The organism is Pseudomonas sp. MHK4 (assembly GCF_054600775.1).
In genome coordinates this window covers 339,666-364,308 of record NZ_BAAIAK010000005.1, presented here as the reverse complement: position 1 = coordinate 364,308, position 24,643 = coordinate 339,666, and the positions used below count along the sequence as shown (strand labels likewise).

Here is a 24,643-nt window from a genome sequence, read left to right as displayed (position 1 = left end):
TCGGTGGACGGTGGCATCCCGCCCTTGTCGACGGGCGCATCATTGCCAGACGACTGGGAAAATGCCATGCCTGACCCGAGCGACAACAGACCGGCCACTGTCAGGGCCATCCATCTTGACCTGATCATGGTGCGTCTCCTTTACGAGTTGCATACCTTATGTCTGGCAGCCATGCGTCGGTATGGTTACCAGTCATTCGACAGGCGGTCTCGCACTGGATGTCTATCAGCTTGGCTCGCCGGAGGCATCCTCCCCTGCGATGTCCGGGTCGCTCGGGTCTGCTTCGACATCGGAATCCGTGCGCTTGAGGTCATCGTTGGGAACCTGCTCGACACCAGCCTCATCATCGGGTGGGCGCTGATCCCGACTCAGGGAATCGGTGGGAGAAGGCAGGGGATATTCGGGGGTTTCGTCGATGTCGGAGACTTTCGGATCAGCGTTCATGGGACACCTCTCAACGGGCCTGAAAGGCAGGCCCTGACCGTTGGAGGGATGGTTGATCGCCAGGTTCGATCAGGGAGACCATCGGTTGCGACACCGATCGATGTCCGTCAGTGATGCTTGTTTTTGTGTTTGTTCTTATGTTTATGGCCGCCACCGGAATGGGATCCGCCATCGTCACTGCCCAGATTGTTGCCCACCGCCCCACCGGCCGCCCCACCCAGGCCTGCACCAATGGTCGAACCGGTGGAGCCACCCAGGCTGTTGCCGATCACCGAACCGCCTGCCGAACCCAATCCACCGCCCACCGCGGCTTCTGTGCGACTGCCCTTGGGTGCGCCGACCGCACTACCGGCCGCGCCGCCGACACCGGCACCAATGGCGGCGCCTGTGCTGCCGCCCATTTGTCCGCCAACCACGTTGCCCAATGCACCACCAATGCCACCGCCAACGGCGGCAGTGCCGTCGCCTGCTGCCAGCACGAACGGTGTAAACAACAATCCAAAAACAAAAGCCGACCAGCGTCGAGCACCAGGGTATCGCGCTTCACTGCCTTTGGTTTTCAGGGTCATGGCACGCCTCTTTTCTATCGGGGGTATGGAGCATTCGAGGCGCAAACGGCAGAAACGTTCAAAAACGCAAAAGCCCGGCATCGAGCCGGGCTTTTGTTGTGGACCCTTGAGGATCAGTGACGCTTGTGGCCGTGGGCCAGGTTACTGCCTACGCCGCCGCCCAGGGCGCCGCCCAGGCCTGCACCGATGGTCGAACCGGTCTTGCCACCCAGGCTGTTGCCGATGACCGAACCACCGGCAGCGCCAACGCCACCACCGATGGCAGCGCTGGTACGGTGGCCTTTCTTGGCGGCAACCGCACTGCCGGCTGCGCCTGCAACACCGGCACCAATCGCGGCACCGGTGCTGCCGCCCATGCTCTGGCCAACAACGTTACCCAGTGCACCACCCAGGCCGCCACCGACGGCGGCAGTGCCGTCGCCGGCCATTGCACCTTGAGCAACCAGAAGACCCAGAACCAGAGCAGGCAGAGTGAAACGCATGACAGAAACCTCAAAAATAGGGGATGAAAATCAAAAGGGGCGAGATTGAATGCTTTAGAGGAGACAAAGTCCAGACATGCGCGCGCTCAACCTCGTTATAGGCGACGGTTGGACAGCAATTTCGGAAAAGGTTTTATCGCAGGCAAAAAAAAGCCCGCTGGGGAACGGGCAGGGTGTTGCTTCTAACGGATGAGTTGAGCCTACGTAGCGCCTTGTGAAAAGTTTGTGAAAACTTTCCAGATTAAATATTCGTTCACATTTCCGGCAAAAAAAACCCCGTTCGATGACGGGGTTTGCTCGCAGGTACATTTATTACTGCCTGGCCGGTTCCGTAAGTTTGGGTAGGAATTTCCCCTTCAACACTCGACAAGCCTTGGTCTTGATCTTGAGGACCTTGGCCTGGTCTTCACCGAAGCTGGCCACATACTCCGTCTGGCCGCACTGAACGTAGTTGTTGATCGGATATTCTGCGCCGTCGTCTTCGATATACGGTTCAGTCATCGCTTCACCCCTCTCAAATTCGGGATCGACACCGGCAAGCCCTTTGCACGAAAAATATCGATCACCAAGGATTTTGAGACTAGCCGGTCATTTACGGACTTGTAGTTCAGATGAGCGAATGCCCGACGAATGGGCAGGAACTTTCACCTCAGTCTGACCGCCGTTCCGGACGCAAAAACCACAACCATGCCGCCCTTCCCGGTGGGCATGCTGATCTGGTAAGCGAGCCCCACCACCGCATCCGCCTGGAGTGCCCGCGCTTGCTCCCTTATCTCGTCGGTGGCCTGGATACGTGCCTCTTGCAACGCACGCTCCAGGGTCTGGGAGCGCCCACCGAAAATATCCCGCATGCCGGCGAAAAGGTCGCGGACCAGGTTGACGCCCTGCACTGACTCAGCGCTGACGATGTCCAGATAGGCGGTGATCTGTCGGCCTTCGACCGTGTGGGTTGTGGTCGTGATCATTGAATGGCCTTCTTGTTCAAGTGTTGAGCCAGCACATCGAATGCCGGCATCGTTACAGGGTCGTTGGCCGAGTTGCCGGCCACCGGATGCGAGGCGTAACGAACGATCACCATCTCGGCCGCGGGGTCGACATAGATCCGCTGACCATGGACCCCGCGCGCCATGAAGGCCCCGCCCTTCTTGTCCGTCACCCACCACATCGAACGGTAGCTCCAGCCCTTGAGCAAGGCATAACCGGCCGGGGCAAAAGCCTGCTTGTCGCCCCCGCGACGTATATCGTCGACCACCGCCCTGGGGACGATTTGCTCACCATTGAATCGACCGTCATTGCGCAGCATCTCGCCAAAACGGGCAAGGTCGCGCAAGCCCGTGTTCAAGCCACCGCCAGCAAAGGGAGTGCCGATGGAATCCACGGTGAAGTAAGCATCCTGCTCGACCCCCAGCCGACTCCAGATGCGCTCCGACAACAACTGCGCGACGTTGCGCCCGGTGGCTCGGGCGATGATCCACCCCAGCACGTCGGTGTTGACCGTCTTGTAGGCGAACGCGATGCCATGCTCACCTTGCGTTTGTACCGTCTGTAAAAACTCGTAGTAACTACGCGGACCGTTGTAATCCTTGGGCTTGGGCAGCGGGCCCCTTGCGGGTTCAACACACCGAAGTAACGCTCGTAGACGATTTTCCCGCGATGCAATACCACAACGCCGTCGGTATAGGTGGCTGCGAGGGACTGTTCCCACGTCATCGCATCCTGCGAACCGAGCGGGAAGAAACTGATGGAGTCGATATCCTTACGCAGCGCCGACGGCAACGACACGGGTGCGCCCAGTCCTCGCGAAACATTGGTGGTGGGCATCAGCTGCCGGAAGTTCGAGACACTCCAGCGCATCGCCGGAAAGCGGAAAAAACTGCCGTCTTCAAACCGCACAGTACGATCGGCAGGTGGGCAGAGCCGACCATCCAGCCAAGCCTGGCCGGGTCACTGCGGCAGCATCGGGAAAACTCGTGGGGGTTAACGCAGAGGCGAATGAGGGGGCGACGCCCAACAGTACTCCGGCGATGGACATCGTTACACCGCGAAAAGCGGCGTGAAAGGGGTACATGCTGTCGATTCCATTCGAAGGGTTCGGGCAGTTTAACAGGTGAACGGATGTGGACGCGGCTCCCTGGTAAGACCCACGGTGTCAGAGCAACTTCACCAGCACCGCAGTGACTGTGGCTACTGTACCAATCAGCCCGGTGGCCACCGCCACTGGATACCAAAACGTTTCACGGGTCATCTTTCCCGCTTCGGCGTTCAGCTTGCGCTGTTCAGCCATCAGCTTGACGATTTCCACATGAACCTTTTCAAGTTCGGCCTGCTTCATGGTCAATTCCTGCATGGCGGGTACCTTTCCATCCTGGAGTGAGTCGCGTTGGGTGCTGCTACTCATTTTGCACCCGAAAAACATAAAACCAATACCTTTTACCAGACGACTTGTTTCAAGTGGCAGCCCCTATGAAAGCAGCTATCCACTTGACTCTCCAGCATGACGTCCGACACGCCGATCTCGTTTCCTACGCAGATTTCGGAATTGCCTTCGCTAGTTACCTGGCGCAGTTACACGATACGTAAATAAATGACATGTCCAAAAACACAAAACCCCCGGCTTCTCTCGAAACCAGGGGTTCTGTTTACATCGAATGTGGCGGTGAAGGAGAGATTCGAACTCTCGATACAGTTTCCTGTATACACACTTTCCAGGCGTGCTCCTTAAGCCACTCGGACACTTCACCGTATCTCTTCAAACATGTTCTGTCTGTCGAGGCGCGCTAATGTAGTCGAAAGCCTTTCTGATGGCAAACATTTTTTTCAGAATTTTCATGCGCTTAACGCTCTTACCTGTTTCCGGTTGCCTCGGGTAATGGCAAACCGGCCAATCTCCGGCCTGGCACTCGCTTCTATATAGCTGGCAATACGCGGCTGGCGTGCCGGGTGACGCTTGCCGAGCGGGTAAAGGGTGACCAGCGAGTCAGTCATGGCGCTTTACCTGACCGGTGGCGGTGAGTAACTTCTGCCCTACTTTATTGAAAGGATTAGCGTCATGAGTGAGTTGATTTCCTACCACCTCGAAGACGGTATCGCGACCCTGACCTTGAGCAACGGCAAGGTCAATGCCATCTCTCCGGACGTGATCGCGGCGTTCAACGCTGCGCTGGATCAGGCGGTGACTGATCGCGCGGTGGTGATCATTACCGGTCAGCCAGGGATTCTCTCGGGCGGGTACGATCTGAAGGTGATGACCTCCGGTCCCAAGGAAGCCGTGTCGCTGGTGACATCCGGCTCGACGCTGGCCCGTCGCCTGTTGTCGCACCCCTTTCCGGTCATCGTCGCCTGCCCTGGGCATGCGGTCGCCAAGGGTGCATTCCTGCTGCTGTCGGCGGATTATCGCCTGGGTGTCGATGGCCCCTTCAGCATTGGCTTGAACGAAGTGCAGATCGGCATGACCATGCACCACGCCGGTATCGAGATTGCCCGCGATCGCCTGGACAAATCAGCCTTCCAGCGTTCAGTGGTCAATGGTGAGATGTTCAATCCGCAAAGCGCCGTGGCCGCCGGGTACCTGGATGTCGTGGTCGCGGCCCAAGAGCTGCAAGGCGCGGCGCTGGCGGCGGCTCGCCAGTTGAAGAAAATCAACATGACGGCCCACAAGAACACCAAGCTGAAAGTGCGCAAGGCTCTGCTGGAAAAGCTGGATAACGCGATCATGCTGGATCAGGAACATATGGGCTGAGCCCGATGCTGCATTAACCCGGGAGCCCGACCGTCGTGTCGGGCTTTTCTTTGGGGCTGCGTTGAAAAGGCCGGGACCGCTCTAGGACAAGTCTGACCTGCCAGTCGGAAACATGTGCTCAAACATCGTCTATCTCCCGCCTCTATAGTGGCAATTGCCGAAAACAGTGCACATCCGTACACTGCGCCACCTTTTGTCCCGGTGGGGCCTGAAAATGCTCTTTGCTTTACGTATGTCTTTGATGGGCCTGCACTTTGTTGTGGCAGGTGTGCTGGGCGTAGTGCTTGGCCTGTGTCGCCCATTCAATCCGGACAACAGCCGCCTGTGCGCGCGTCTCTATGCGTGGCCGGCGATGTGCATTTTGCGCCTGCGGGTAAAAGCCGACGTCGGGCCGTTGATGGACAAACCCGACAGCTGCGTGATCATTGCCAATCATCAGTCCAACTACGATTTGTTCGTGTTTGGCAATGTGGTGCCCCGCCGTACTGTGTGCATCGGTAAAAAGAGCCTGAAATGGGTGCCTTTGTTCGGTCAGTTGTTCTGGCTGGCCGGTAATGTACTGATCGACCGCGGCAATGCGCAGAAGGCGCGCCAGTCGATGTTGACCACCACCCATACCCTGCAAAACGAAGACACTTCGATCTGGGTCTTCCCGGAGGGCACACGCAACCTGGGCGAAGAGCTGCTGCCGTTCAAAAAAGGCGCCTTCCAGATGGCCATCGCCGCCGGTGTGCCAATCGTCCCGGTGTGTGTGAGCAGTTACGTCAAACAAATGCGCTTGAACCGCTGGCGCAGCGGGAAAGTTCTGATCCGTTCCCTGCCGGCCATTCCTACCGCGGGATTGAGCCTGGATGATATGCCCATGCTGATCGCCCAGTGCCGCGAGCAGATGCGCGAATGCATCGATTCGATGGATCGGCAACTGCAGGCTGCTTGAAAAAGCGGTCTGTCCGTCGATAAATCCATCGACTGGGCGGACGCCTTCGCCGGCAAGCCGGGCTCCTGCAAGATTTCACTGCCTCCCGATAGCAGACAAGGCTAAGCTGAACGCTGCCAAGAAGAAGTGAATCAACATCATGGGTAGAGTTGTTGCTGCTGCGGTTTACAGCGCTGGTAAGAAAGTCACCAATATCACCCTCGACGAAGGCGCGGCCTGGGCAGCAAAGCCTGGGCACTTCGTCTGGATCGGCCTCGAAGAGCCGAATGAAGAAGAACTGTACAACCTGCAACGCCAGTTCAACCTGCATGAACTGGCCATTGAAGACGCCCTGGAAAAACACAGCCGCCCGAAGCTGGAAACCTTTGGCGATGCGCTGTTCATCGTCACCTATTCGCCCATACGCGAAGAAGGCAAGCTCAAGTTCATCGAGACGCATATCTTCGCCGGCAACGGCTACATCATTACCGCGCGCAACGGTCATTCGGCGTCCTACGCCTATGTGCGGCAGCGTTGTGAGGCGCGTCCGCTGTTGCTGGAGCACGGGGAAGATTTCGTACTCTATGCCATCCTCGATTTCGTCATCGAAAACTACCAGCCGATGGGCGAAGCGATCCATGCCGAGATCGATGAGCTGGAACGCAACGTGATGTGTGACTCACTGAATGAGCGCGACATTCAAAAACTCCACAGCCTGCGCCGCGATGTATTGCGCTTGCGCCGGTTTGCAGCGCCGATGGTGGAGATCGGTGAAGAACTGCAGAAGCTGAGCTTCCCCTTCATCGACAAGAACATGCGCCCGTACTTTCGCGATGTGCAGATTCATGTGACGCGGCAGATGGAAGACCTGACGACCTTGGCGGACATTGCCAGCCAGACCATCGAGGTCGGGGTCTTGCTGGAAGCCTCACGCCAGAGTGTGGTGCAGCGCAAGTTCGCGGCGTGGGCGGCCATCCTGGCGTTTCCGACGGCAGTGGCGGGGATCTACGGGATGAACTTCCAGAACATGCCGGAGTTGACCTGGCATTACGGGTATTTCGCAGTGTTGGGTTTTATTGCGGTGGGGTGTACGGGGTTGTGGGCGAGCTTCAAGAAATCGGGGTGGTTGTAGGCGAGACCGAGGCGTTCGTGGGAATCGCTGGCAAGCCAGCTCCTACAAGGGACGCGCAATTTCTGTAGGAACCGGCTTGCCGGCGGAGCTTTTAAACGGTTTCTGGTTTATGCGCCACAAAGCGCATCATCCACTCGGCGACGGTCGTGCCGTGGTGCTCATGCTCCAGGCTGGCCATGCCTTTGGAATAAATCTGCTCGCCCAGCGCCTGCTGGCGAATTTCCAGTAATGCCCGGGAATAGTCGTGGATGAATTCCGGATGCCCCTGGAAGCACAGCACCTGATCGTTGATGTGGTAGGCGGCAAACGGGCAGAAATCGCTGGAGGCGATCACCGTGGCGTTTTCCGGTAGCGAGGTGACCTGGTCCTGGTGGCTGATCAACAGGGTCAGCTCTTCGCGTACCGGGCTCATCCATGGCGCCTTGGCGGCCAGTTTGTAGTTATGGGTGCCAACGCCCCAGCCCTGGGTCGCACGCTCGCTTTTGCCGCCCAGCAACAGTGCCAGCAACTGGTGGCCGAAGCACACGCCCAGCAGCTTGTCGCCGCGCTCGTAGCGCTTGAGTAAATAGGTCCTGAGGGTTTCGATCCACGGGTCGGTACCAAAGGAATCGGCTTTGCTGCCGGTCACCAGGTAGGCGTCGAACGTCAGGTCATCGCTGGGATACTCGCCCTGCATCACGTTGTAGACGGTGAACTCGGCGGCGATGGGTTGCTGCGAAAACAGGTGTTTGAACATCTGCCCGTAGCCCTGATATTGGTCAACCAATTCCGGACGCAGGATGTCGGTTTCCAGAATGCAGATGCGTAACGACATAAAAAATACCTGACACGTGATGGGAATATTGCACACCCCAGAGCCTGCCTTGAAACACCGTGACAAGGCAAGCCCCGCAGTGTGTCACCTATCCCTAAAACGTCTCCCCTTTGGCGGCTTTCTCCAGCAGCAGCGCCGGCGGTGCAAAGCGCTCGCCATACTGCCCGGCCAGATATTCGGCACGGGCGACAAAGTCCTGCACCCCGTACTGATTGATGAACTGCAGCGCTCCGCCGGTCCAGGCGGCGAAGCCAATGCCGAAGATCGAGCCGACGTTGGCATCCGCCGTTGAAGTCAGCACGCCCTCCTCCACACAGCGCACGGTCTCGATGGCTTGCACGAACAGCAGGCGATCACGCACATCCTTTGGCGAAATCTGCCCGTCGGCCTTTTCGAAGCGGGTTTTCAGTTCAGGCCATAAATGTTTCTGGCCACCCGCCGGGTATTCATAAAAACCACCTCCGGCAGCCTTGCCCGGACGTTTGTACTCGTTGAGCAGCAAGTCAATCACGGCGTAGGCCGGGTGTTCGATCAGCGCCTTGCCTTCTGCCTCCAGGTCTTTGGCGGTTTGCTGGCGGATATGGCTCATGAGGCTCAAGGAAACTTCGTCCGAGATCGCCAGAGGCCCGACCGGCATGCCGGCCTTGCGCGCCTCGGTCTCGATCATCGCCGCACAGACGCCCTCACCCAGCATGGCAATGCCTTCATTGGTGAAGGTGCCGAACACCCGAGACGTGAAGAAACCACGACTGTCGTTGACCACGATCGGGGTTTTCCTGATCTGCAGGACGAAATCGAAGCCGCGAGCCAGGGTTTCGTCGTGGGTGCTGGCGCCCTTGATGATTTCCACCAAGGGCATTTTTTCCACGGGGCTGAAAAAATGCAGGCCTAAGAACTTGCCTGGGTCCGGCACCACCGTGGCCAGGCCACTGATCGGCAGGGTCGAGGTGTTGGAGGCAATCACCGCATCCGCGCCCACCACTTTTTGCGCGGCCAATGAGACCTTGGCCTTCAACTCTCGGTCCTCGAATACCGCCTCGATAATCAGGTCGCAACCGGCCAGTTCGGCATCGTTGTCGGTAGCGTGGATGCGCGCCAGCACGGCTTCCCGCTGCTCGGCGCTGATCTGCCGACGCGCCACTTTCTTGTCCAGCAACGCCGCCGAGTGCGCCTTGCCCTTCTCGGCCGCCGCCAGGGTGATGTCTTTGAGCACCACTTCGATACCGGCTGACGCGCTGACAAAAGCGATGCCCGCCCCCATCATCCCGGCACCGAGCACCCCGACTTTTTTCGTCACATAAGGCGCGAATCCTTGAGGACGCGAACCGCCGGCATTGATTTCGTTGAGTTGGAACCAGAAGGTGCCGATCAGGTTTTTCGCCACCTGACCGGTAGCCAGCTCGGTGAAGTAACGGGTTTCAATCAGGTTCGCCGTGTCGAAATCCACTTGGGCGCCCTCCACTGCCGCGCAGAGTATTTTCTCCGGCGCGGGCAGTGTGCCCTGGGTTTTGCTGCGCAGGATCGACGGCGCAATCGCCAGCATCTGTGCGACTTTCGGGTTGGACGGTGTGCCACCGGGAATCTGATAGCCCTTCACGTCCCAGGGCTGGACCGCCGTCGGGTTGGCAATGATCCAGGTGCGCGCCTTGCTCAGCAGCGCCTCGCGATCCACCGCCAGTTCATCGATCAATCCCGCCTGCAAGGCCTGCTGCGGGCGGATTTTCTTGCCTTCAAGCAGGTACGGCAGGGCTTTTTCAATGCCCAGCATGCGCACCATGCGCACCACCCCGCCGCCACCCGGCAGCAGGCCGAGGGTCACTTCCGGCAGGCCGAGTTGCACGGAGGAATCGTCCAGCGCGATGCGGTGATGGCAGGCCAGGCAGATTTCCCAGCCACCACCCAGCGCCGCGCCATTGATCGCGGCGACCACGGGTTTACCGAGGGTTTCCAGGGTGCGCAGTTGGCCCTTGAGGGTCAGCACCCTGTCGTAAAAAGCCTTGGCCTGGGATTTGTCGACCTTGATCAGCTCATTGAGGTCGCCGCCGGCAAAGAAGGTTTTCTTGGCCGAGGTGATGATCACCCCGGCGATGTCGTCCTTGTCGGCCGCCAGGCGGGCGATACACTCAGCCATGGCCTCGCGGTAGACCGCATTCATGGTATTGGCGCCCTGGCCCGGCAGATCGACGGTCAGGACGACGATGTGGTCCTGGCCTTTTTCGTAACGAATGGCTTGGCTCATAAACAGGTTCCTTGAAGTGCGGGCTCAGAGGCGTTCGATGATGGTGGCAATGCCCATGCCGCCGCCGACACACAAGGTCGCCAGGCCATAACGCAGGTGCCGGGCTTGCAGTTCATCGAGCAGCGTGCCGAGAATGGCGCAGCCTGTGGCGCCCAACGGATGGCCCATGGCAATGGAACCGCCGTTGACATTGACCTTGTCCGGGTCGACGGCCATGTCCTTGATGAACTTCAACACCACCGAGGCAAACGCCTCATTGACCTCGAACAGATCAATGTCTTCGACCCGCAGCCCGGCCTTGGCCAACGCCTTGCGGGTGGCTGGCGCGGGGCCGGTGAGCATGAGGGTCGGGTCGGTGCTGGTGACCGCCGTGGCGACGATCCGCGCCCGTGGCTGCAGGCCCAGCGCCCGGCCCTTGGCTTCGGAGCCGACCAACATCAACGCCGCGCCATCGACGATGCCGGAACTGTTGCCGGGGGTGTGGACATGATTGATCCGCTCCACTTGGCTGAAGACCCGCAGCGCGGTGGCGTCGAAGCCCATCTGGCCGATCATTTCGAAACTCGGCTTGAGCTTGCCCAGGCCTTCCAGGGTCGATTCGGCTCGGATGAATTCATCATGATCGAGCAGGAGGATGCCGTTCTGGTCTTGCACTGGCACCAGGGACTGTTTGAACGAGCCATCGGCCCGTGCCCGTGCGGCTTTTTGTTGCGAGTGCAGCGCGTAGGCATCGACGTCCTGACGGCTGAAACCTTCAAGCGTGGCGATCAGATCGGCACTCACCCCCTGTGGAATGAAATGGCCGTGCAGGTTGGTTGCCGGGTCCAGCGCCCACGACCCGCCGTCGCTGCCCATGGGCACTCGTGACATGGACTCGACGCCGCCGACCACCACCAGGTCTTCGAAACCGGAACGGACTTTCATCGCCCCCAGGTTCACCGCCTCCAGCCCCGAGGCGCAGAAACGATTGACCTGCACGCCGGCCACACTGACGTCCCAATCCGCCACCTGGACCGCGGTCTTGGCGATGTCGGAACCTTGATCGCCAATGGGCGTCACGCAACCGAGCACCACGTCATCGACCTGGCTGGTATCCAGGTCGGTACGCTGTTGCAACGCCGTGAGCAAACCGGCCACCAGGCTCACCGGCTTGACGCCATGCAAGGCGCCGTTGGCCTTGCCTTTGCCACGGGGCGTACGTAACGCGTCGAAAATCAAAGCTTGGGTCATGACGTCCTCGAACCGCAATGCAGGTGAGAAAAAACACAGCCCTCACTGTTGGCCCATGGCGCAATGGATTCAATGACCGCAGTGCTCACAGGCATTGACGCCCACGCTCAGACGGACGGTCATCCCGCCACCGGTGAACCGGTTCAGGACACGCAGGTGTCTAGCAAAAGGCCGCACAAGAAGCTGGCAATAGGCCTCATGCCTTTTTAATAGCATCTAGTGAGAACACCATACTAAATGGATCTAAACCAAGCGTGACGCGGGCTCTAAGGTGAAGGTGTACGAAGTTGTCGTCGGGTTTTGCCGAGGCGCTCGTCCTACAGGAAGTGCAGCGTTTGCCGTCAGGAGATGTGCAGGCAGGCATCAGGAAATAACAAAAAAAAGGCGGTCAGCCATGTTCAAACAATCGAAAGTTCGTCAAGCCGGGCTCATTCTTTTCGCCACCACTCTGTTGTTGATTTTGCCGAACCTGACCAAGGTGATCGGATAGTCGTTCTTGAAAGACGGCACCAGATGTTTTATCGCCATGTAAACATGTGACTGGCTTCCTTCACGGGCCAGCGTGGTTGTGCCAACCTTTGTGGCACTTGCACAACATGGATGGCGATCATTTGAAAACGCTCATTGTGTTCGGGGCCCTGCTGCTCAGCACGCCTCTACATGCCGCACAGCTGAACCTTGAGCTGGGCGCGAACAGTCGCACGTGGCAAACCGAGGAGCTTCTCAAGCACCCTCAAGTGCAGACCATCAATATCAGCAATGACGTTTCCTACAAGCGTGACATGACCTATCGCGCCGTGCCGCTGGCCGCGCTATTGACCGACATCAAGCCTGACGACCACCTGCAAGCCGTGGCACTGGACGGCTTTGCCGCCGAACTTTCGGCCGCACCGCTGCTCAACACCCAGGGCGCACGGGCCTGGCTTGCGATCGAAGACCCCGCCAAGCCATGGCCACCGCTGTCTGCGGGCAAACACAGCGCCGGGCCGTTTTACCTGGTCTGGACCGATCCGCGGGCAGGCAACATCAGCCCCGAACAATGGCCGTTCGAGGTCGCCAGCATCAAGCGCCTGGCCCCCGTGGCCGAGCGCTTCCCTGCCCTGCTGCCGGATCCTGCGCTGAAGGCCGATGACCCGGTCAACCAGGGTTTTGCGCTGTTTCAGAAAAACTGCCTGGCTTGCCATCGGTTGAATGGCGCCGGGGATGCGCAATTCGGCCCCGACCTGAATATTCCCTACAACCCGACCGAGTACTTCGGTGCGGATTTCCTCACGCGCTATATCCGCGACCCGCAGAGTTTGCGCCAGTGGCCCCAGGCGAAGATGCCCGGGTTCTCCGCAGAGGTGTTGCCGGATGAGGATCTGCGGATGCTGGTGGGGTATTTGCAGCATATGGTCGGGCGCAAGGTTAAGCCCTGAACACGTGGCCTTGTAGGAGCTGGCTTGCCAGCTCCTACAAGGGATCTGTGGTGTGGCTGATTACTGCTGTTGTACGCAAATCACCGGCGTCGGCGATACGAACACTTTGGCGTGCATCTGCTCACACCCGCCACCGCGGCGCATACCACGTACGGGGCAGGCGTCCAGGTAATCAAGGCCCACCGCCAGTTTCAGGTGTCGCTCCGGTCGCGCCAGTTCGTTGGTCACGTCGAAGCTGTACCAGGCGTCATCGAGCCAGGCTTCGGCCCAGGCATGGCTGGCCAGGTGTTCGCTGTTTTCGCTGTACAGGTACCCCGACACATAACGCGACGGGATGCCCAGGCTACGCGCGCAGGCGAGGAACGCGTGGGTGTGGTCCTGGCACACGCCCGAACGCCCGGCGAAAGCCTGCGCAGCGCTGGTGTCCACTTCGGTGGCGCCCGGCGTGTAGGTCATGTGCTGATTGAGGCCGTGCATCAAGTCGATCAGCGCCGTCCGGTCGCGGCGCTGCTTGCACGCCTTGTCGGCGAACGCACGCAGCGCCTGGTCGGCCTCGGTCAGCCGGGTGAAGCGCAGGAACGGCAAGGCTGACTGGCTCTCGTGCTCAGCCTCGCGCAACTCGTCGATGTCGACCTGGCCACGGGCGCCGATGATGATCGCCTCGTGAGGCTCGTCCATGGTCAGCACATGCAGGATGTTGCCGAACGGATCAAGTTGCGCACGCACCGGCCGCGGCAAATCGAGTTGCCAGCTGAGCACGTGCTGGCGCTCGCTGTCGTGGGGAGTCAGCCGCAGGTACTGGATGCTCGCCCGCACCTGATCCTCATAGTGATAGGTGGTCTCGTGACTTATGGAAAGTCTCATGCAGCCTCCAGGTAGGAACTGTGAATGGCGTTACCCAACTGGCGCACCAGCGGGATGAACTCGGTGAGCCAGGCATGCAGGCCTTCGTCGAGGATTTCGCTGATGCCGGTGTAGCGCAATCGCGCGTCGATCTCCGCTGCCAGGCGCTGTGCGGGGCGGCCGTTGGCCCCCGGAAGCTGGGCGAGGATCTGGTCGATTTCTTCGGTGCAGGCGCGCAAAGAGCGCGGCACATCGGCCCGCAGCAGGAGCAACTCGGCCACATGCCGGGCACCGGGCGCATCACGGTAGATCTCGGTGTACGCCTCGAAAGACGACAATGCCCGCAGCAACGCACTCCACTGGTAGTAGGCGTGGGCCGTGCCGTCGCTGACCGCTTCGGCTTGATCGCCGGCCATCTCGTAGCGGGCATCGAGCAGGCGCAGTGTGTTGTCGGCCCTTTCGATGAACGTCCCCAAACGTATGAAACGGAATGCGTCATTGCGCATGATGGTGCCGTAGGAAGCTCCCCGGAACAGGTGGGAACGCTCCTTGATCCACTCGCAGAAACGGCTCATGCCGTACCGGCTCAGGCCCTGTTCGGCGATGCCACGAATCTCCAGCCAGGTGGCGTTGATGTTTTCCCACATGTCGGCGGTGATGCGCCCACGCACTGCGTGAGCACTGGCCCGTGCGGCGCCGAGGCAGCTGTAGATGCTGGCCGGGTTGGCCGCGTCCAGGGCAAAGAAATGCAGCAGCCGTTCGGCATGCAGCGCGCCGTGGCGTTCGAGGTAATCGTCCAGGGTGCCGGTGATCAGCAGCGGCATGGCCAGTTCGTGCAGGCCGTCGCCGCGACCATCCTGTGGCATCAGCGACAGCGAATAACTGATGTCGAGCATCCGTGCGAGGTTTTCCGCCCGCTCCAGGTAACGCGACATCCAATACAAATCCGAGGCAGTTCTACTTAACATGTCAGGCTTCCTTCAATCCTCGACCACCCAGGTGTCCTTGGTTCCGCCGCCCTGGGAGGAGTTCACCACCAGGGAGCCTTCGCGCAGGGCGACACGGGTCAAACCACCGGGTACGACCCGGGTTTCGCGGCCAGACAATACAAACGGACGCAAGTCGATATGGCGTGGCGCGATGCCGCTTTCGACAAAGGTCGGACAGGTCGACAGCGACAGCGTCGGCTGAGCGATGTAGGCATGGGGCTTGGCGATGATGCGCGCGCGGAAGGCTTCGATTTCCGCCGCGGTCGCCGCTGGCCCCACCAGCATTCCGTAGCCGCCGGAGCCCTGGGTTTCCTTGACCACCAGCTCTGGCAGATTGGCCAGGACGTGGGAAAGTTCAGAAGGATTGCGACACTGCCACGTGGGTACGTTCTTCAGGATCGGTTCTTCATCCAGATAGAAACGGATCATGTCGGTGACGAACGGATACACCGACTTGTCGTCCGCCACCCCGGTACCGATGGCGTTCGCCAACACGACATTGCCGGAACGATAGGACGACAGCAGCCCCGGCACGCCGAGCATCGAGTCGGGGTTGAACGCCAGCGGGTCGAGGAACGCATCGTCGAGGCGACGGTAGATCACGTCAACGGCTTTCGGTCCGTCGGTGGTGCGCATGTATACCTTGTCGTCACGCACGAACAGATCCGCGCCTTCCACCAGCTCGACGCCCATTTCCCGGGCCAGGAAGGCATGTTCGAAGAAGGCGCTGTTAAAGCGCCCCGGCGTCAGCACCACGACACTCGGGTTATCGATCGGGCTGGAGCTTTTCAGGGTGTCGAGCAACAGGTTCGGGTAATGGTCGATCGGGGCAATGCGCTGGGCCGCAAACAGCTCGGGGAACAGGCGCATCATCATCTTGCGGTCTTCGAGCATGTAGCTGACGCCGCTCGGTGTACGCAGGTTGTCTTCGAGCACGTAGTAGGTGCCGTCGCCGTCGCGCACCAGGTCGACGCCGGAAATGTGCGAATAGATATCACGGTGCAGGTCGAGCCCTTGCATTGCCAACTGGTATTGCTCGTTGGCCAGCACCTGTTCGGCCGGAATGATCCCGGCCTTGATGATGCGTTGCTCGTGGTAGAGGTCGGCGAGGAACATGTTCAGCGCCTTGACCCGCTGGATGCAGCCGCGCTCGACCACCCGCCATTCACTGGCAGGGATGCTGCGAGGGATGGTGTCAAAGGGAATCAGGCGCTCTGTCCCCTGCTCATCACCGTAGAGCGTGAAGGTAATCCCGGCGCGATGAAACAACAGATCGGCCTCGCGTCGCCGTTGCGCCAAAAGCTCGTCAGGCGTATCGGCCAGCCAACGGGCAAACTCCCGATAATGCGGGCGGACCTGGCCGCCGGCATCGTACATCTCATCAAAATAGGTGCGGATCATGCCGTACTCCTTGTCACCCGGACAACCAGGCCTTCGCAAGGCCCGTGCCATCGGCAGAAACGCTTAGATTTCAATCGGTTGGATAATCGCTGCGCGAGCACCGCACCAATCCTGTGCGGCAAATGCCCCAACCTGACTGCCCCCGCTTCATTGCAAGGCGTTGTTGTCGCCCATCACTAGCATAGTCTGTAGGAGCCGGCTTGCCGGCGAAGGCGTCATTAGGTCATGCGTCGTTCTTCGGGGACGCCTTCGCCGGCAAGCCGGGCTCCTACAAAGCCGTGTTCAATTCCCCATCGGCACAAACGAAAACGGCCAACCCGAAGGTCAGCCGTCATTGCCGAGTGTCACTGTTCATAAGATTATGCGAGTCGCCCTCGTACCTCCTGTTTCACACCCCAGCCTTCAATAATGCCGCCCAGAGGCTCGACCACTGCCTCGAAACCCTGTTCGAAATCGCCAATGTCATCGTAGGTCGCATACATGACCTTGCACAACTCCAGCGCCCAGGCGCCATCGTCGCGCACACTGACTTGCGCATCCAGGGATTCACCACGGTGGAAATGACCTGCCGCCCTGCGTGCCCGCTCCTCGTCCGGGAAAATGGCGTAGAACTCGATGGGATGGAACCGGGAAAAGTCAAAACCGCCTTCTTTCATGCGGCGCAGCACACTGCTGCTGATGTCTTCTTGATAGGCTGTGCTCATGAAACGTCCTCCTCAAACTGATGGATAGACTTTCCGTACTCCCAGGGTGCGCAACCCAAAGGGTACGCACGAATCGACAACCAGATGCCGATGGGAAACAAGCATGGAGCTGACAAGACCAGACCTTAGCGATCCATTCGCTGATCTCGATTGCAGAGTAGCCCCAAGATAGAGGCGCTGCCAAGGCCTGGTTTCACTGCGGTCAATGACGAGAAGTGGTTCAGATGGGAGTAATGCTGCGGATTTCGATACTATTCTGGGTCTTCAGGTTTTTCACGCCTGCATCGGAGGTTCGCCCCTCCAGATCGTTCAGATCCAGTTTGGCGGCCACAGGAAAGAGCCGTTCCTTGATGAGAGTGGCGGCCTTCTCGTGATCCGGGCACTCCTCGCACTCGAAGACTTCGTCGATTACTTCACCATGATCATCCACGAAAGTGACTTTCCACTTTTGCATCGGTGCCTCCTCGATAAAACCCATTGATGGGCCTACACCTATCTCGACCCTGGACGCCGGGCAAATGTTCCGGCGAGTGCTCTGCTTCAGATGCGCACATTTCCTCGCGGCCCTGCGATGGCCCAGATGATCAGGCCCAGAACCGGCAGCAACAGGATCAACAGCACCCAGAAGATCTTCATCCCGGTTTCGGCGCCGCTTTTCAGCACGTTGATGATTGCCCAGATGTCCAAGGCAAGAATGATCAAGCCAACCAGGCTATTGAACGTGGAACCCATGATGACGCTCCCGAAGAGTGAGTTGCCCTCTTAGGATAGCCGGCCGTGACCAGGGTTCCCTTTTTTTGACAGCATTACCGGTTCAGACGTGGATCGCGACTTTCAAGGCTTCCAGCGAGGGCGCAGCGGCGATGCCGACTTCGGCGCACAATTCCAGCACCCGCGGCACGGCATTGCCGTAGACCAGCACCACTTGCAGCTCATCGTCCAGCAACTGGCTGAAGTTCATCAGCGTGTAACCGCCGTTTTCCTTGTTCAGGCTGCTCATTTGCACCTGGATGCGATTGAGCGCGGTCAAGGCTTCGGTTTTGGCCAACTGCTTGGGTTTGAGATTGAACTCCACCCCCGGGCCGAACGAGGCGACGATCTGGGCAAACAGGTCCACATAGGTGTCGGCCTGGAACAGCACGGTCTCGGGCAGACTGCCAACGACCACCCATTCACCCAGCGGGATCGGGAAAGTGTCGTCGTAGTTGATGTCCGGGTTGGCGCTCAGGAAAGCCGCTGGGTCGGCGTAAGCCTGGGCCGCTTCGTCAGCGACTTTTTCGATTTCGTCATCACCCATGCACCCGGAGCTGATGTTGCTGATGAGTTCGATGAGTGCGGCTTTCATGGGGCGGATCCTGTAGCAAGTCAATTTTGGGGGCGCGCAGGATAGCGCATTACGCCCCGGGATGGCGGCGTGCAAGCATGGCTCGTTATCTTGACCCACATCAAGCGCTCAGCCGAACAGTAGCGGCACAATAATGGCACCTTGCCAAAACTGTTTCCGCTATCAGAGAAGACCTCCATGGGTGCCTGGCTTAGCAACATCTCGTTGAAGTACAAATTCTGGGCGGTCAATGCCGTCGCCTTCGTCACCACGCTGCTGCTGGTGTTTTATGCCGTGCACCTCGAACAACAGGCCCGCAGCCACGCCGCCCAGGCGTCAGCCCAGGCCCAGGCACGATGGCTCGCCGACTGGCCTGCCGGGCAGCCGCTGCCCAGGGCCGAGCATCTGTTGACCTTCGAGCAGGGCCAGGCACCGATGCTCAACGGTCAACCGCTGCAGGCACTGGCCGATGCAAACGGCTGGGTCGAGATCGATGCGCTGCCGTATTTTGGTGACAACCTGCCGATCGGCACCGAAGTCTTCACCCGCGCGGATGGCCAGCGGGTCGCGCTGATTGCCCATGGCCCGAGTCTCTTCCAGGTGTTTGGCGAACGTGCTGCCAACTATGCGGTGGCGGTGTTCATCCTGATGCTGGCGATGCTCGGCGCCTCACAGTTGTTGATCCGTTTTTTGCTCAGCCAGCTCAATACCTTGAAGGACGTGATGCTTCACGTCGAAAAAACCGGCGACCTGTCGGCCCGCGTCCCGCTGACCTGCAGCGACGAAGTCGGGCAGATGGCCAACGCGTTCAACGCCATGCAGGCCGGTTACCAACGCGTGGTCAGCACCGTCGCCAGCACGGTCCGGCAACTGGACGACGGCGCCGCACGCCTGGCATCGAGCATGAATGAAGTGCGTCACGGCATGCTGGGCCAACAGAGCGAAACCGATCAGGCGGCGACGGCCATCAATGAAATGACCGCCACCGTCTATCACATCGCCCAGCACGCCGGTGCCACCCGGGACCTGTCGCAATCTGCCGACACCTTGGCCGGCAGCGGGCAGGAAGTGGTCATGCGCGTGCAGCGATCGATTGCCGGACTGTCTACAGGCGTGCAGCAGACCGCCGAGATGATCCAGCGCCTGGCCGAGGACAGCCATAAGATCAACGGTGTGGTCAATGTGATCCACAGCATCGCCGAGCAGACCAATCTGCTGGCGCTGAACGCGGCGATCGAAGCGGCCCGCGCCGGTGAAATGGGCCGTGGCTTTGCGGTGGTCGCCGATGAAGTGCGCAACCTGGCCAAGCGCGTGCAGACCTCCACCGATGAAATCACCGTGATGGTGTCCGCGTTGCAATCGGGCACTCGCGATGCGGTGGACTTCATGCAGGAGAGTTCGTTCAAGGCCGACGAATGCGTACAGCAGGCGCAGGAGGCTGGGGCCGCGCTGGCGCAAATCACCGGGGCGGTGGCGCAGATGCGTGAAAGCAACACCCAGATCGCCGTGGCGGCCGAGCAACAGAGCCAGGTAGCCGAAGAGATGAACCGCGCGGTGGTGAGCATCCGCGACGTCACCGAGAACACGGTGCGCCAGACCGTCAGCTCGGCCACCACCAGTGATGAGCTGGCGGCGTTGGCGGGTCAGTTGAGCAAGGCGATCGGGCAGCTCAAGCTATAACGGGCGGCATCGACAACGACGATGAGCGCTATCGCTTCGATAGTCAGGCTTGATTCGCCGCCTGCATTGACCGGGCCTATCCTTGGTTCATGAGTTCAACATGGATCGAGGATCAGCATCATGGGTAAACGTCACCCCAACCTTCCCGCCTGGCAATGGCGCGCCTACCCGAACAATCACCAGCACCCGACCAACCTGGTGCTGCACCTGATCGCCGTGCCCTTGTTCATCGTCGCGTTCCTGCTGATCGTCAGCGGGGTGTTCGGCCTGAACCTGGCGAACTTCGCCATCGGCGTCATCGGCGTGATCGCCGCACTGGGCTTGCAACGTCACGGCCATACCCTGGAGGCGCAAGCCGCCGAGCCGTTCAGCGATCGTAAAGACGCGGTTTCGCGCTTGCTGGTCGAGCAATTCCTGACCTTCCCGCGATTTTTTCTCAGTGGCGGCTGGTGGCGCGCCTGGCGTGAGCGCCACCGTCGTCATTGATCAGGCGAACTGATCAGGCGAACACTGTCACCGTCTGCCGGCTCATGGCTATCAACCGCCCTTCCCCGTCCCACAACTTCGCCGCGGCATGGCCGTAGCCGTCGGTGGCGTGTTCGGTTTCAACCAGATATTTGCACCAGTCCAGGGTGCTGAGCTGCAGTAACGGCTGGACGAATTCGATGGTCCAGGTCAGCGTGCTGCCCATCGCTGGTTGCTTGAGGAACGGCATCAGGGCCGGTGGCCAGGCATCCACCAGCGCCAGGATATGCGCCTCGGTGACCGGCTCTTCCTTCACATCGCCACGCAAGCGCACCCAGCCGCCCATCTGACGGGATGTATTGCCGGTGAACGGCAACCCGCCAACACTCCAGCGCATCGCCAGATGCTGCATGAATTGCGGGACCACACCCTCGATGAAAGGCAGTTCCTGGCATTCGTCCCAATGCTTCATCTCTGGCGCTGGCTCTGCCTGCACCTTCACTTGCGATGGACGCGAGGCGCCGAAGCTGCCCTGGACCAGGGTCACCACCTGGCCCTTCTGCATCGCCCGGCCCAGCACCTGGCTGACAGCCTTGCCCTCGCGCAGTACATCGACTTCAAAACTGACTGGCACGTCGGGTTCGACCGGGCCGACAAAGGTGATTGCCAGCGAGCGCACGGGCCGGTCCGCCGGCACCTTGGCGCGCATGGCTTCGAATTGCAGGGCAACCACCAGGCCGCCGAAACTGGCACGCCCTTGCGCCCATCCGGCCGGGATCGACAGTTCCAGGGGCTGACGGCGGACAGCGTCGAGCAGATCGCAAAAGCGCATGAAGACCTCGATAAAAGGAAAAAGATGACGGGATCTTAACCAGCTCACCGAGGCTGTACAGTGCCTATTCCGGTCAAATTGACTGACAGATGAGCCGCCTGTGCCCCTGTAGGAGCGAGCTTGCTCGCGATGAACGTCAACGATAACGCGTTCATCCTGAATGTACGCGGTGCCCTTGAGTCCATCGCGAGCAAGCTCGCTCCTACAGGGGGGCGTGGGGATTCAGGATTTGAAACAGTCGGCGCCGAGCTTGTCCAGCACCCGGTCTGCGCGCTGTTCGGCCTTGGCCATGGTGGTTTGCCAGGCGGCGACACAGGGCTGCAAATCCGCCTCCTGCTCGGCCATGGCCAGCCATTGCACACAGTCGTGCCAGTCCCCCAGAGCGCCCTGGGCCGCTTTCAATCGGGGCATGGTGGCCTTGGGCAGGCGATCCAGTTCGGGATAGGCGTCGATGCCGTAACGCACGCGCTTGATCAACAGGCGCAAACGATGACGGTCATGGGCGGGATCGTGCAGGGCGGTGTCGAGTTTCTTCCACTGTTTGCCCAGGCGTTTTTTGATGCGCTTGCCGAGTCCCTTGAGCAACCCCTGGCGCTGGGCGGCACGTAAAAATCGCGGGAAGGCATCGAGGATCATCAGCAGCTGCGCAAGCTCTGTACTGGTCGCTACCGCTGGATAAGCCTTGGCCATCTGGTCCATGCGTCGTTGCGCGGCTTGCGGTTGATCGTGCTCAAGCAAGTAAGCCGCCAGTACTTCGCGATCGCGTAATGGCGTACTCAAGTCGCCAACCGCGGATGCCGCCACTTCCAGCTGCTCCACCCCCGGCAAGCCACGCAAGGGCCGCAACAGGCTGCGCAACCGGCGCATCGTGGTGCGCAAGTCGTGCAAGGCCTCAGGGTCGGTATGGGCACTCAAGCGTGCCTGACAGGCCAGCAGACGAATTTCCAGGCCCAGGACGCGAGCCACCAGCCGATCGATCATGGGGTTTACTCCGTAAACAGCTGCAAGCATCAAGCTTGCAGCTTATTACTTGTAGCTGCTTCTATCGCCCCGCGCGCGACTCACGAATATAGAAACGCGCCTTTTCGGCCTTTTTCGAGCAGCCCTCGAAGCCTTCGAATTGCTGCTGGGTCTTGGCCGCGGTCAGCAGCGACAACGCCTTGGAGTAGCTGACGGTGCCGGCGAAACCTTCGGCCTTGGCCAGGTCCAGCTCATGCCACGCGGCATCGAGCTGGCTGCCGCAGCTGTCGCGATAAGCGGTTTTGCCGGCACAACCGGCCAGTGCCAGGGCAATCAGTGGCACGCAGATCCAGGCTTTCATTTCTTACACCTCAAATATAGGTAGACAGTCATGCAGATAGGACGGTCTGACGGGCAAAAAGTGCCGTTCATCGCCAACGCAAACCCTGCGGTGCGAGAATACCCATCAGCCACCCGGAGTGTCGAAAAAACGACCCGTTCGCGCGACCCAACGACCTGACGATTGAAGCGCGCCCCTCGAAGGGTGCATTGTTGAACCATTCAAACGAGGGCGATCAATGAAAAAGCGTGTCGCACTGGTGTTGGGCTCGGGTGGAGCCCGGGGCTATGCCCATATCGGCGTTATCCAGGAAATCGAACGGCGTGGCTACGATATCGCCTGTATCGCCGGTTGTTCCATGGGCGCGGTGGTCGGCGGGATCTACGCCGCCGGCAAACTCGACGATTATCGCGACTGGATCGAGAGCCTGGATTACCTCGACGTGCTGCGCCTGGTGGACGTCAGTTTTCGTCTGGGGGCAATTCGTGGGGAAAAAGTCTTCGGGCAGATCCGCAAGATCGTGGGTGAAATCAATATCGAAGACCTGCGCATCCCCTATACGGCGGTGGCCACCGACCTGACCAACCAGCAGGAAATCTGGTTCCAGGAAGGCTGCCTGCACCAGGCCATGCGTGCCTCGGCGGCGATTCCCAGTCTGTTTACGCCGGTGATGCAGGGCAATCGCATGCTGGTCGACGGCGGCATCCTCAACCCTTTGCCGATCGTGCCGGTGGTGTCGAGCCATTGCGACCTGATCATCGCGGTGAACCTCAACTCCACCAACCAGCGTCACTACAAACTGCCGGTGATCCAGCGCCCGGCCGCGTTCAAGACCCGCTTCGACAGCCTGATCAACTCCCTCGGTTCGAAGATGCCGTTCCGGCGCAAGCAGGCCGAACAATTGCTGCTGCTGGAAAAGGAAGCGCTGCTGGCCGAAGCGGCGGAGATCAACCCCTGGGTCGAGTCGGCCAAGCCGCAAGCCCAACAACCGGCGGCCGCGCCAGAGCAGGACGGCGCGCCGAAGTCCGCCACCGGCTCGTTCATCATCGACAACGTGGGGCCGGCGTCCCTGCTGGATTTGATCAACCAGAGTTTCGAGGTGATGCAGACCTCGTTGGCGCAATACAAGATTGCCGGGTATCCGCCGGATATCCTGATCAACGTGCCGAAGCGGGTGTGCCGGTTTTTCGAGTTCTACAAGGCGCCGGAGTTGATCGCGCTGGGGCGGGAGATTGCGCGCGATACCCTGGACCGGTATGAGAATGAGCGCGATTCCTGAGGTTCTCGATTGAATGTGCGGGCCCCTTCGCTGGCAAGCCAGCTCCTACAGAGGTTTCAGCGCTACCTGTAGGAGCTGGCTTGCCAGCGAAGAGGCCGGTCCAGACAATACATATCTAAAGACTGCCCTCACTCATCAACCGATACCCCACCCCCGCCTCGGTCACGATGAACCTGGGCTGCATCGGATCATCCGCCAGTTTCTGGCGCAAATGCCCGACCACGATCCGCAGGTAATGCGTGTCTTCGGTATGGGTCGGCCCCCAGATGTCCTTGAGCAGTTGCTGCTGGGTGATGACCCGTCCGGGATGTCGCGCCAGTTGCGCCAGCACCGCGTACTCCTTGCGGGTCAGCGCGACTTCGCTGCCATCGAGCAAGACCCGGCGATAGGCCAGGTCCACCTTCAGCGGGCCGAAGGTCAGGGCCGCTGGCTGGGCTTCGCCCACCGGGGCCTGGCGCAACAGCGCGCGAATCCGCGCCAGGAATTCCTGGATGCCGAATGGCTTGGTCACGTAGTCATTGGCACCGCCGTCCAGTGCCTCGACTTTCTGCCCTTCACCGGCACGCACCGAGAGCACCAGCACCGGCACCGTCGACCACTCGCGAAACTCGCGCAGCACCTGTTGGCCGTCCATGTCCGGCAGGCCGAGGTCGAGCACCAGCAAGTCCGGTTTATTCAACGCCGCCTGCGCCAGACCTTCGGTACCGGTGGCGGCCTCCAGCACTTTGTAGCCTTGGGAAGCGAGGCTGATGCGCAGGAATTTGCGGATCTGCGGTTCGTCGTCGATGACCAAAATGGTCGCGGTCTGGCTCATGGATTCACATCAACACAAAGAAGTGACAA

The 24,643-nt window shown here is 60.0% G+C and carries 27 protein-coding genes, 1 tRNA gene and 1 pseudogene; 7 read left to right on the top strand and 22 right to left on the bottom strand.

All coding sequences use genetic code 11. The annotated features are described in order from the left end of the window. Positions 1-225: 225 nt before the first annotated feature. The 8 genes and pseudogenes from ACYP2Q_RS16020 to ACYP2Q_RS15985 all read right to left on the bottom strand — a co-directional run bounded on the left by ACYP2Q_RS16020 (position 226) and on the right by ACYP2Q_RS15985 (position 4,236). Positions 226-444: a hypothetical protein gene (locus tag ACYP2Q_RS16020; protein ID WP_459731332.1), complete on the bottom strand. Its 219-nt coding sequence runs from the start codon at positions 442-444 to the stop codon at positions 226-228. Between the two features lie 107 nt (positions 445-551). Beyond that, complete coding sequence (locus ACYP2Q_RS16015) at positions 552-1,013, bottom strand: glycine zipper domain-containing protein (RefSeq protein WP_459731331.1); 462 nt, start codon at positions 1,011-1,013, stop codon at positions 552-554. Positions 1,014-1,126: 113 nt separating this feature from the next. After that, on the bottom strand, positions 1,127-1,495 hold the full coding sequence (locus ACYP2Q_RS16010) for a bacteriocin (protein ID WP_459731330.1): 369 nt from the start codon (positions 1,493-1,495) through the stop codon (positions 1,127-1,129). A gap of 312 nt (positions 1,496-1,807) precedes the next feature. Then, positions 1,808-1,996, bottom strand: coding sequence for a hypothetical protein (locus tag ACYP2Q_RS16005; RefSeq protein ID WP_046816156.1), 189 nt, complete (start codon positions 1,994-1,996; stop codon positions 1,808-1,810). A 143-nt stretch (positions 1,997-2,139) separates the two neighbouring features. Further along, positions 2,140-2,460: a YbjQ family protein gene (locus tag ACYP2Q_RS16000; protein WP_459731329.1), complete on the bottom strand. Its 321-nt coding sequence runs from the start codon at positions 2,458-2,460 to the stop codon at positions 2,140-2,142. Continuing rightward, positions 2,457-3,527, bottom strand: a pseudogene (locus ACYP2Q_RS15995) (serine hydrolase domain-containing protein). Before ACYP2Q_RS15995 ends, ACYP2Q_RS16000 begins: the two are co-directional and overlap by 4 nt. Positions 3,528-3,644: 117 nt before the next feature. Continuing rightward, positions 3,645-3,827 carry a hypothetical protein gene (locus ACYP2Q_RS15990; protein WP_274073285.1) on the bottom strand — a complete coding sequence of 61 codons (183 nt, stop codon included), beginning with the start codon at positions 3,825-3,827 and terminating at the stop codon, positions 3,645-3,647. A gap of 319 nt (positions 3,828-4,146) precedes the next feature. Next, positions 4,147-4,236: transfer RNA gene (locus tag ACYP2Q_RS15985), tRNA-Ser, on the bottom strand. A gap of 308 nt (positions 4,237-4,544) precedes the next feature. Between ACYP2Q_RS15985 and ACYP2Q_RS15980 the strand changes: the two genes are divergently transcribed. The 3 genes from ACYP2Q_RS15980 to ACYP2Q_RS15970 all read left to right on the top strand — a co-directional run bounded on the left by ACYP2Q_RS15980 (position 4,545) and on the right by ACYP2Q_RS15970 (position 7,282). Beyond that, a complete protein-coding gene (locus tag ACYP2Q_RS15980; protein ID WP_459731328.1) occupies positions 4,545-5,234 on the top strand; it encodes a crotonase/enoyl-CoA hydratase family protein in 690 nt (229 codons plus the stop codon). A 214-nt stretch (positions 5,235-5,448) separates the two neighbouring features. Beyond that, positions 5,449-6,171 carry a lysophospholipid acyltransferase family protein gene (locus tag ACYP2Q_RS15975; RefSeq protein WP_459731327.1) on the top strand — a complete coding sequence of 241 codons (723 nt, stop codon included), beginning with the start codon at positions 5,449-5,451 and terminating at the stop codon, positions 6,169-6,171. Between the two features lie 139 nt (positions 6,172-6,310). After that, positions 6,311-7,282 (top strand): magnesium and cobalt transport protein CorA, encoded by a 972-nt coding sequence (locus ACYP2Q_RS15970; RefSeq protein WP_459731326.1) that lies wholly within the window; start codon positions 6,311-6,313, stop codon positions 7,280-7,282. A gap of 91 nt (positions 7,283-7,373) precedes the next feature. Here ACYP2Q_RS15970 and ACYP2Q_RS15965 read toward each other — a convergent pair whose 3' ends face one another. The 3 genes from ACYP2Q_RS15965 to ACYP2Q_RS15955 all read right to left on the bottom strand — a co-directional run bounded on the left by ACYP2Q_RS15965 (position 7,374) and on the right by ACYP2Q_RS15955 (position 11,565). Further along, on the bottom strand, positions 7,374-8,096 hold the full coding sequence (locus ACYP2Q_RS15965; protein ID WP_459731325.1) for an amidotransferase: 723 nt from the start codon (positions 8,094-8,096) through the stop codon (positions 7,374-7,376). Between the two features lie 94 nt (positions 8,097-8,190). Then, positions 8,191-10,335, bottom strand: coding sequence for a 3-hydroxyacyl-CoA dehydrogenase NAD-binding domain-containing protein (locus ACYP2Q_RS15960; RefSeq protein ID WP_459731324.1), 2,145 nt, complete (start codon positions 10,333-10,335; stop codon positions 8,191-8,193). Positions 10,336-10,359: 24 nt separating this feature from the next. Beyond that, positions 10,360-11,565 (bottom strand): acetyl-CoA C-acetyltransferase, encoded by a 1,206-nt coding sequence (locus tag ACYP2Q_RS15955; RefSeq protein WP_459731323.1) that lies wholly within the window; start codon positions 11,563-11,565, stop codon positions 10,360-10,362. A gap of 596 nt (positions 11,566-12,161) precedes the next feature. On the opposite strand from ACYP2Q_RS15955, the gene ACYP2Q_RS15950 reads away from it, so the two are divergent. After that, positions 12,162-12,983 carry a c-type cytochrome gene (locus ACYP2Q_RS15950; RefSeq protein ID WP_459731322.1) on the top strand — a complete coding sequence of 274 codons (822 nt, stop codon included), beginning with the start codon at positions 12,162-12,164 and terminating at the stop codon, positions 12,981-12,983. 60 nt (positions 12,984-13,043) lie between these two features. Here the strand turns inward: ACYP2Q_RS15950 and ACYP2Q_RS15945 are convergent, their stop codons facing one another. The 7 genes from ACYP2Q_RS15945 to ACYP2Q_RS15915 all read right to left on the bottom strand — a co-directional run bounded on the left by ACYP2Q_RS15945 (position 13,044) and on the right by ACYP2Q_RS15915 (position 18,265). Further along, positions 13,044-13,847: a transglutaminase family protein gene (locus tag ACYP2Q_RS15945; RefSeq protein ID WP_459731321.1), complete on the bottom strand. Its 804-nt coding sequence runs from the start codon at positions 13,845-13,847 to the stop codon at positions 13,044-13,046. Next, positions 13,844-14,794: an alpha-E domain-containing protein gene (locus ACYP2Q_RS15940; protein WP_459731320.1), complete on the bottom strand. Its 951-nt coding sequence runs from the start codon at positions 14,792-14,794 to the stop codon at positions 13,844-13,846. The genes ACYP2Q_RS15945 and ACYP2Q_RS15940 overlap by 4 nt, the downstream gene beginning before the upstream one ends. Before the next feature lie 12 nt (positions 14,795-14,806). Beyond that, entirely contained in the window at positions 14,807-16,216 is a 1,410-nt protein-coding gene (locus ACYP2Q_RS15935) for a circularly permuted type 2 ATP-grasp protein (RefSeq protein ID WP_459731319.1), read from the bottom strand. Positions 16,217-16,575: 359 nt separating this feature from the next. Next, the gene (locus ACYP2Q_RS15930; protein ID WP_007971898.1) at positions 16,576-16,920 is read right to left on the bottom strand and encodes a ribonuclease E inhibitor RraB; all 345 of its coding nucleotides are present in this window, start codon (positions 16,918-16,920) and stop codon (positions 16,576-16,578) included. A 220-nt stretch (positions 16,921-17,140) separates the two neighbouring features. After that, positions 17,141-17,374 carry a hypothetical protein gene (locus ACYP2Q_RS15925; protein WP_459731318.1) on the bottom strand — a complete coding sequence of 78 codons (234 nt, stop codon included), beginning with the start codon at positions 17,372-17,374 and terminating at the stop codon, positions 17,141-17,143. Positions 17,375-17,460: 86 nt separating this feature from the next. Next, entirely contained in the window at positions 17,461-17,652 is a 192-nt protein-coding gene (locus ACYP2Q_RS15920; RefSeq protein ID WP_020796120.1) for a PLDc N-terminal domain-containing protein, read from the bottom strand. A gap of 82 nt (positions 17,653-17,734) precedes the next feature. After that, positions 17,735-18,265 (bottom strand): hypothetical protein, encoded by a 531-nt coding sequence (locus tag ACYP2Q_RS15915; RefSeq protein ID WP_459731317.1) that lies wholly within the window; start codon positions 18,263-18,265, stop codon positions 17,735-17,737. 177 nt (positions 18,266-18,442) lie between these two features. Between ACYP2Q_RS15915 and ACYP2Q_RS15910 the strand changes: the two genes are divergently transcribed. After that, a complete protein-coding gene (locus ACYP2Q_RS15910; protein WP_459731316.1) occupies positions 18,443-19,924 on the top strand; it encodes a methyl-accepting chemotaxis protein in 1,482 nt (493 codons plus the stop codon). Between the two features lie 120 nt (positions 19,925-20,044). Further along, a complete protein-coding gene (locus ACYP2Q_RS15905) occupies positions 20,045-20,410 on the top strand; it encodes a DUF962 domain-containing protein (RefSeq protein WP_459731315.1) in 366 nt (121 codons plus the stop codon). Between the two features lie 13 nt (positions 20,411-20,423). Here the strand turns inward: ACYP2Q_RS15905 and ACYP2Q_RS15900 are convergent, their stop codons facing one another. The 3 genes from ACYP2Q_RS15900 to ACYP2Q_RS15890 all read right to left on the bottom strand — a co-directional run bounded on the left by ACYP2Q_RS15900 (position 20,424) and on the right by ACYP2Q_RS15890 (position 22,542). Beyond that, positions 20,424-21,221 (bottom strand): acyl-CoA thioesterase, encoded by a 798-nt coding sequence (locus ACYP2Q_RS15900; RefSeq protein ID WP_459731314.1) that lies wholly within the window; start codon positions 21,219-21,221, stop codon positions 20,424-20,426. A gap of 222 nt (positions 21,222-21,443) precedes the next feature. Then, positions 21,444-22,202, bottom strand: a complete 759-nt coding sequence (locus ACYP2Q_RS15895) for a CHAD domain-containing protein (RefSeq protein ID WP_459731313.1) — start codon at positions 22,200-22,202, stop codon at positions 21,444-21,446. Positions 22,203-22,263: 61 nt separating this feature from the next. Next, complete coding sequence (locus ACYP2Q_RS15890; RefSeq protein ID WP_041069470.1) at positions 22,264-22,542, bottom strand: hypothetical protein; 279 nt, start codon at positions 22,540-22,542, stop codon at positions 22,264-22,266. A gap of 217 nt (positions 22,543-22,759) precedes the next feature. Here ACYP2Q_RS15890 and ACYP2Q_RS15885 point away from each other — a divergent pair, with 217 nt between their 5' ends. Beyond that, a complete protein-coding gene (locus tag ACYP2Q_RS15885) occupies positions 22,760-23,800 on the top strand; it encodes a patatin-like phospholipase family protein (protein ID WP_459731312.1) in 1,041 nt (346 codons plus the stop codon). 115 nt (positions 23,801-23,915) lie between these two features. Here ACYP2Q_RS15885 and ACYP2Q_RS15880 read toward each other — a convergent pair whose 3' ends face one another. Further along, the gene (locus ACYP2Q_RS15880) at positions 23,916-24,614 is read right to left on the bottom strand and encodes a response regulator (RefSeq protein WP_459731311.1); all 699 of its coding nucleotides are present in this window, start codon (positions 24,612-24,614) and stop codon (positions 23,916-23,918) included. Between the last annotated feature and the right edge of the window lie 29 nt (positions 24,615-24,643).

What these genes read in the sequence shown, in the direction of transcription:
- ACYP2Q_RS16020 (WP_459731332.1), bottom strand. Translation starts at nt 444, where the DNA reads ATGAACGCTGATCCGAAAGTCTCCGACATCGACGAAACCCCCGAATAT.
- ACYP2Q_RS16015 (WP_459731331.1), bottom strand. Translation starts at nt 1,013, where the DNA reads ATGACCCTGAAAACCAAAGGCAGTGAAGCGCGATACCCTGGTGCTCGA.
- ACYP2Q_RS16010 (WP_459731330.1), bottom strand. Translation starts at nt 1,495, where the DNA reads ATGCGTTTCACTCTGCCTGCTCTGGTTCTGGGTCTTCTGGTTGCTCAA.
- ACYP2Q_RS16005 (WP_046816156.1), bottom strand. Translation starts at nt 1,996, where the DNA reads ATGACTGAACCGTATATCGAAGACGACGGCGCAGAATATCCGATCAAC.
- ACYP2Q_RS16000 (WP_459731329.1), bottom strand. Translation starts at nt 2,460, where the DNA reads ATGATCACGACCACAACCCACACGGTCGAAGGCCGACAGATCACCGCC.
- ACYP2Q_RS15990 (WP_274073285.1), bottom strand. Translation starts at nt 3,827, where the DNA reads ATGAAGCAGGCCGAACTTGAAAAGGTTCATGTGGAAATCGTCAAGCTG.
- ACYP2Q_RS15980 (WP_459731328.1), top strand. Translation starts at nt 4,545, where the DNA reads ATGAGTGAGTTGATTTCCTACCACCTCGAAGACGGTATCGCGACCCTG.
- ACYP2Q_RS15975 (WP_459731327.1), top strand. Translation starts at nt 5,449, where the DNA reads ATGCTCTTTGCTTTACGTATGTCTTTGATGGGCCTGCACTTTGTTGTG.
- ACYP2Q_RS15970 (WP_459731326.1), top strand. Translation starts at nt 6,311, where the DNA reads ATGGGTAGAGTTGTTGCTGCTGCGGTTTACAGCGCTGGTAAGAAAGTC.
- ACYP2Q_RS15965 (WP_459731325.1), bottom strand. Translation starts at nt 8,096, where the DNA reads ATGTCGTTACGCATCTGCATTCTGGAAACCGACATCCTGCGTCCGGAA.
- ACYP2Q_RS15960 (WP_459731324.1), bottom strand. Translation starts at nt 10,335, where the DNA reads ATGAGCCAAGCCATTCGTTACGAAAAAGGCCAGGACCACATCGTCGTC.
- ACYP2Q_RS15955 (WP_459731323.1), bottom strand. Translation starts at nt 11,565, where the DNA reads ATGACCCAAGCTTTGATTTTCGACGCGTTACGTACGCCCCGTGGCAAA.
- ACYP2Q_RS15950 (WP_459731322.1), top strand. Translation starts at nt 12,162, where the DNA reads ATGGATGGCGATCATTTGAAAACGCTCATTGTGTTCGGGGCCCTGCTG.
- ACYP2Q_RS15945 (WP_459731321.1), bottom strand. Translation starts at nt 13,847, where the DNA reads ATGAGACTTTCCATAAGTCACGAGACCACCTATCACTATGAGGATCAG.
- ACYP2Q_RS15940 (WP_459731320.1), bottom strand. Translation starts at nt 14,794, where the DNA reads ATGTTAAGTAGAACTGCCTCGGATTTGTATTGGATGTCGCGTTACCTG.
- ACYP2Q_RS15935 (WP_459731319.1), bottom strand. Translation starts at nt 16,216, where the DNA reads ATGATCCGCACCTATTTTGATGAGATGTACGATGCCGGCGGCCAGGTC.
- ACYP2Q_RS15930 (WP_007971898.1), bottom strand. Translation starts at nt 16,920, where the DNA reads ATGAGCACAGCCTATCAAGAAGACATCAGCAGCAGTGTGCTGCGCCGC.
- ACYP2Q_RS15925 (WP_459731318.1), bottom strand. Translation starts at nt 17,374, where the DNA reads ATGCAAAAGTGGAAAGTCACTTTCGTGGATGATCATGGTGAAGTAATC.
- ACYP2Q_RS15920 (WP_020796120.1), bottom strand. Translation starts at nt 17,652, where the DNA reads ATGGGTTCCACGTTCAATAGCCTGGTTGGCTTGATCATTCTTGCCTTG.
- ACYP2Q_RS15915 (WP_459731317.1), bottom strand. Translation starts at nt 18,265, where the DNA reads ATGAAAGCCGCACTCATCGAACTCATCAGCAACATCAGCTCCGGGTGC.
- ACYP2Q_RS15910 (WP_459731316.1), top strand. Translation starts at nt 18,443, where the DNA reads ATGGGTGCCTGGCTTAGCAACATCTCGTTGAAGTACAAATTCTGGGCG.
- ACYP2Q_RS15905 (WP_459731315.1), top strand. Translation starts at nt 20,045, where the DNA reads ATGGGTAAACGTCACCCCAACCTTCCCGCCTGGCAATGGCGCGCCTAC.
- ACYP2Q_RS15900 (WP_459731314.1), bottom strand. Translation starts at nt 21,221, where the DNA reads ATGCGCTTTTGCGATCTGCTCGACGCTGTCCGCCGTCAGCCCCTGGAA.
- ACYP2Q_RS15895 (WP_459731313.1), bottom strand. Translation starts at nt 22,202, where the DNA reads ATGATCGATCGGCTGGTGGCTCGCGTCCTGGGCCTGGAAATTCGTCTG.
- ACYP2Q_RS15890 (WP_041069470.1), bottom strand. Translation starts at nt 22,542, where the DNA reads ATGAAAGCCTGGATCTGCGTGCCACTGATTGCCCTGGCACTGGCCGGT.
- ACYP2Q_RS15885 (WP_459731312.1), top strand. Translation starts at nt 22,760, where the DNA reads ATGAAAAAGCGTGTCGCACTGGTGTTGGGCTCGGGTGGAGCCCGGGGC.
- ACYP2Q_RS15880 (WP_459731311.1), bottom strand. Translation starts at nt 24,614, where the DNA reads ATGAGCCAGACCGCGACCATTTTGGTCATCGACGACGAACCGCAGATC.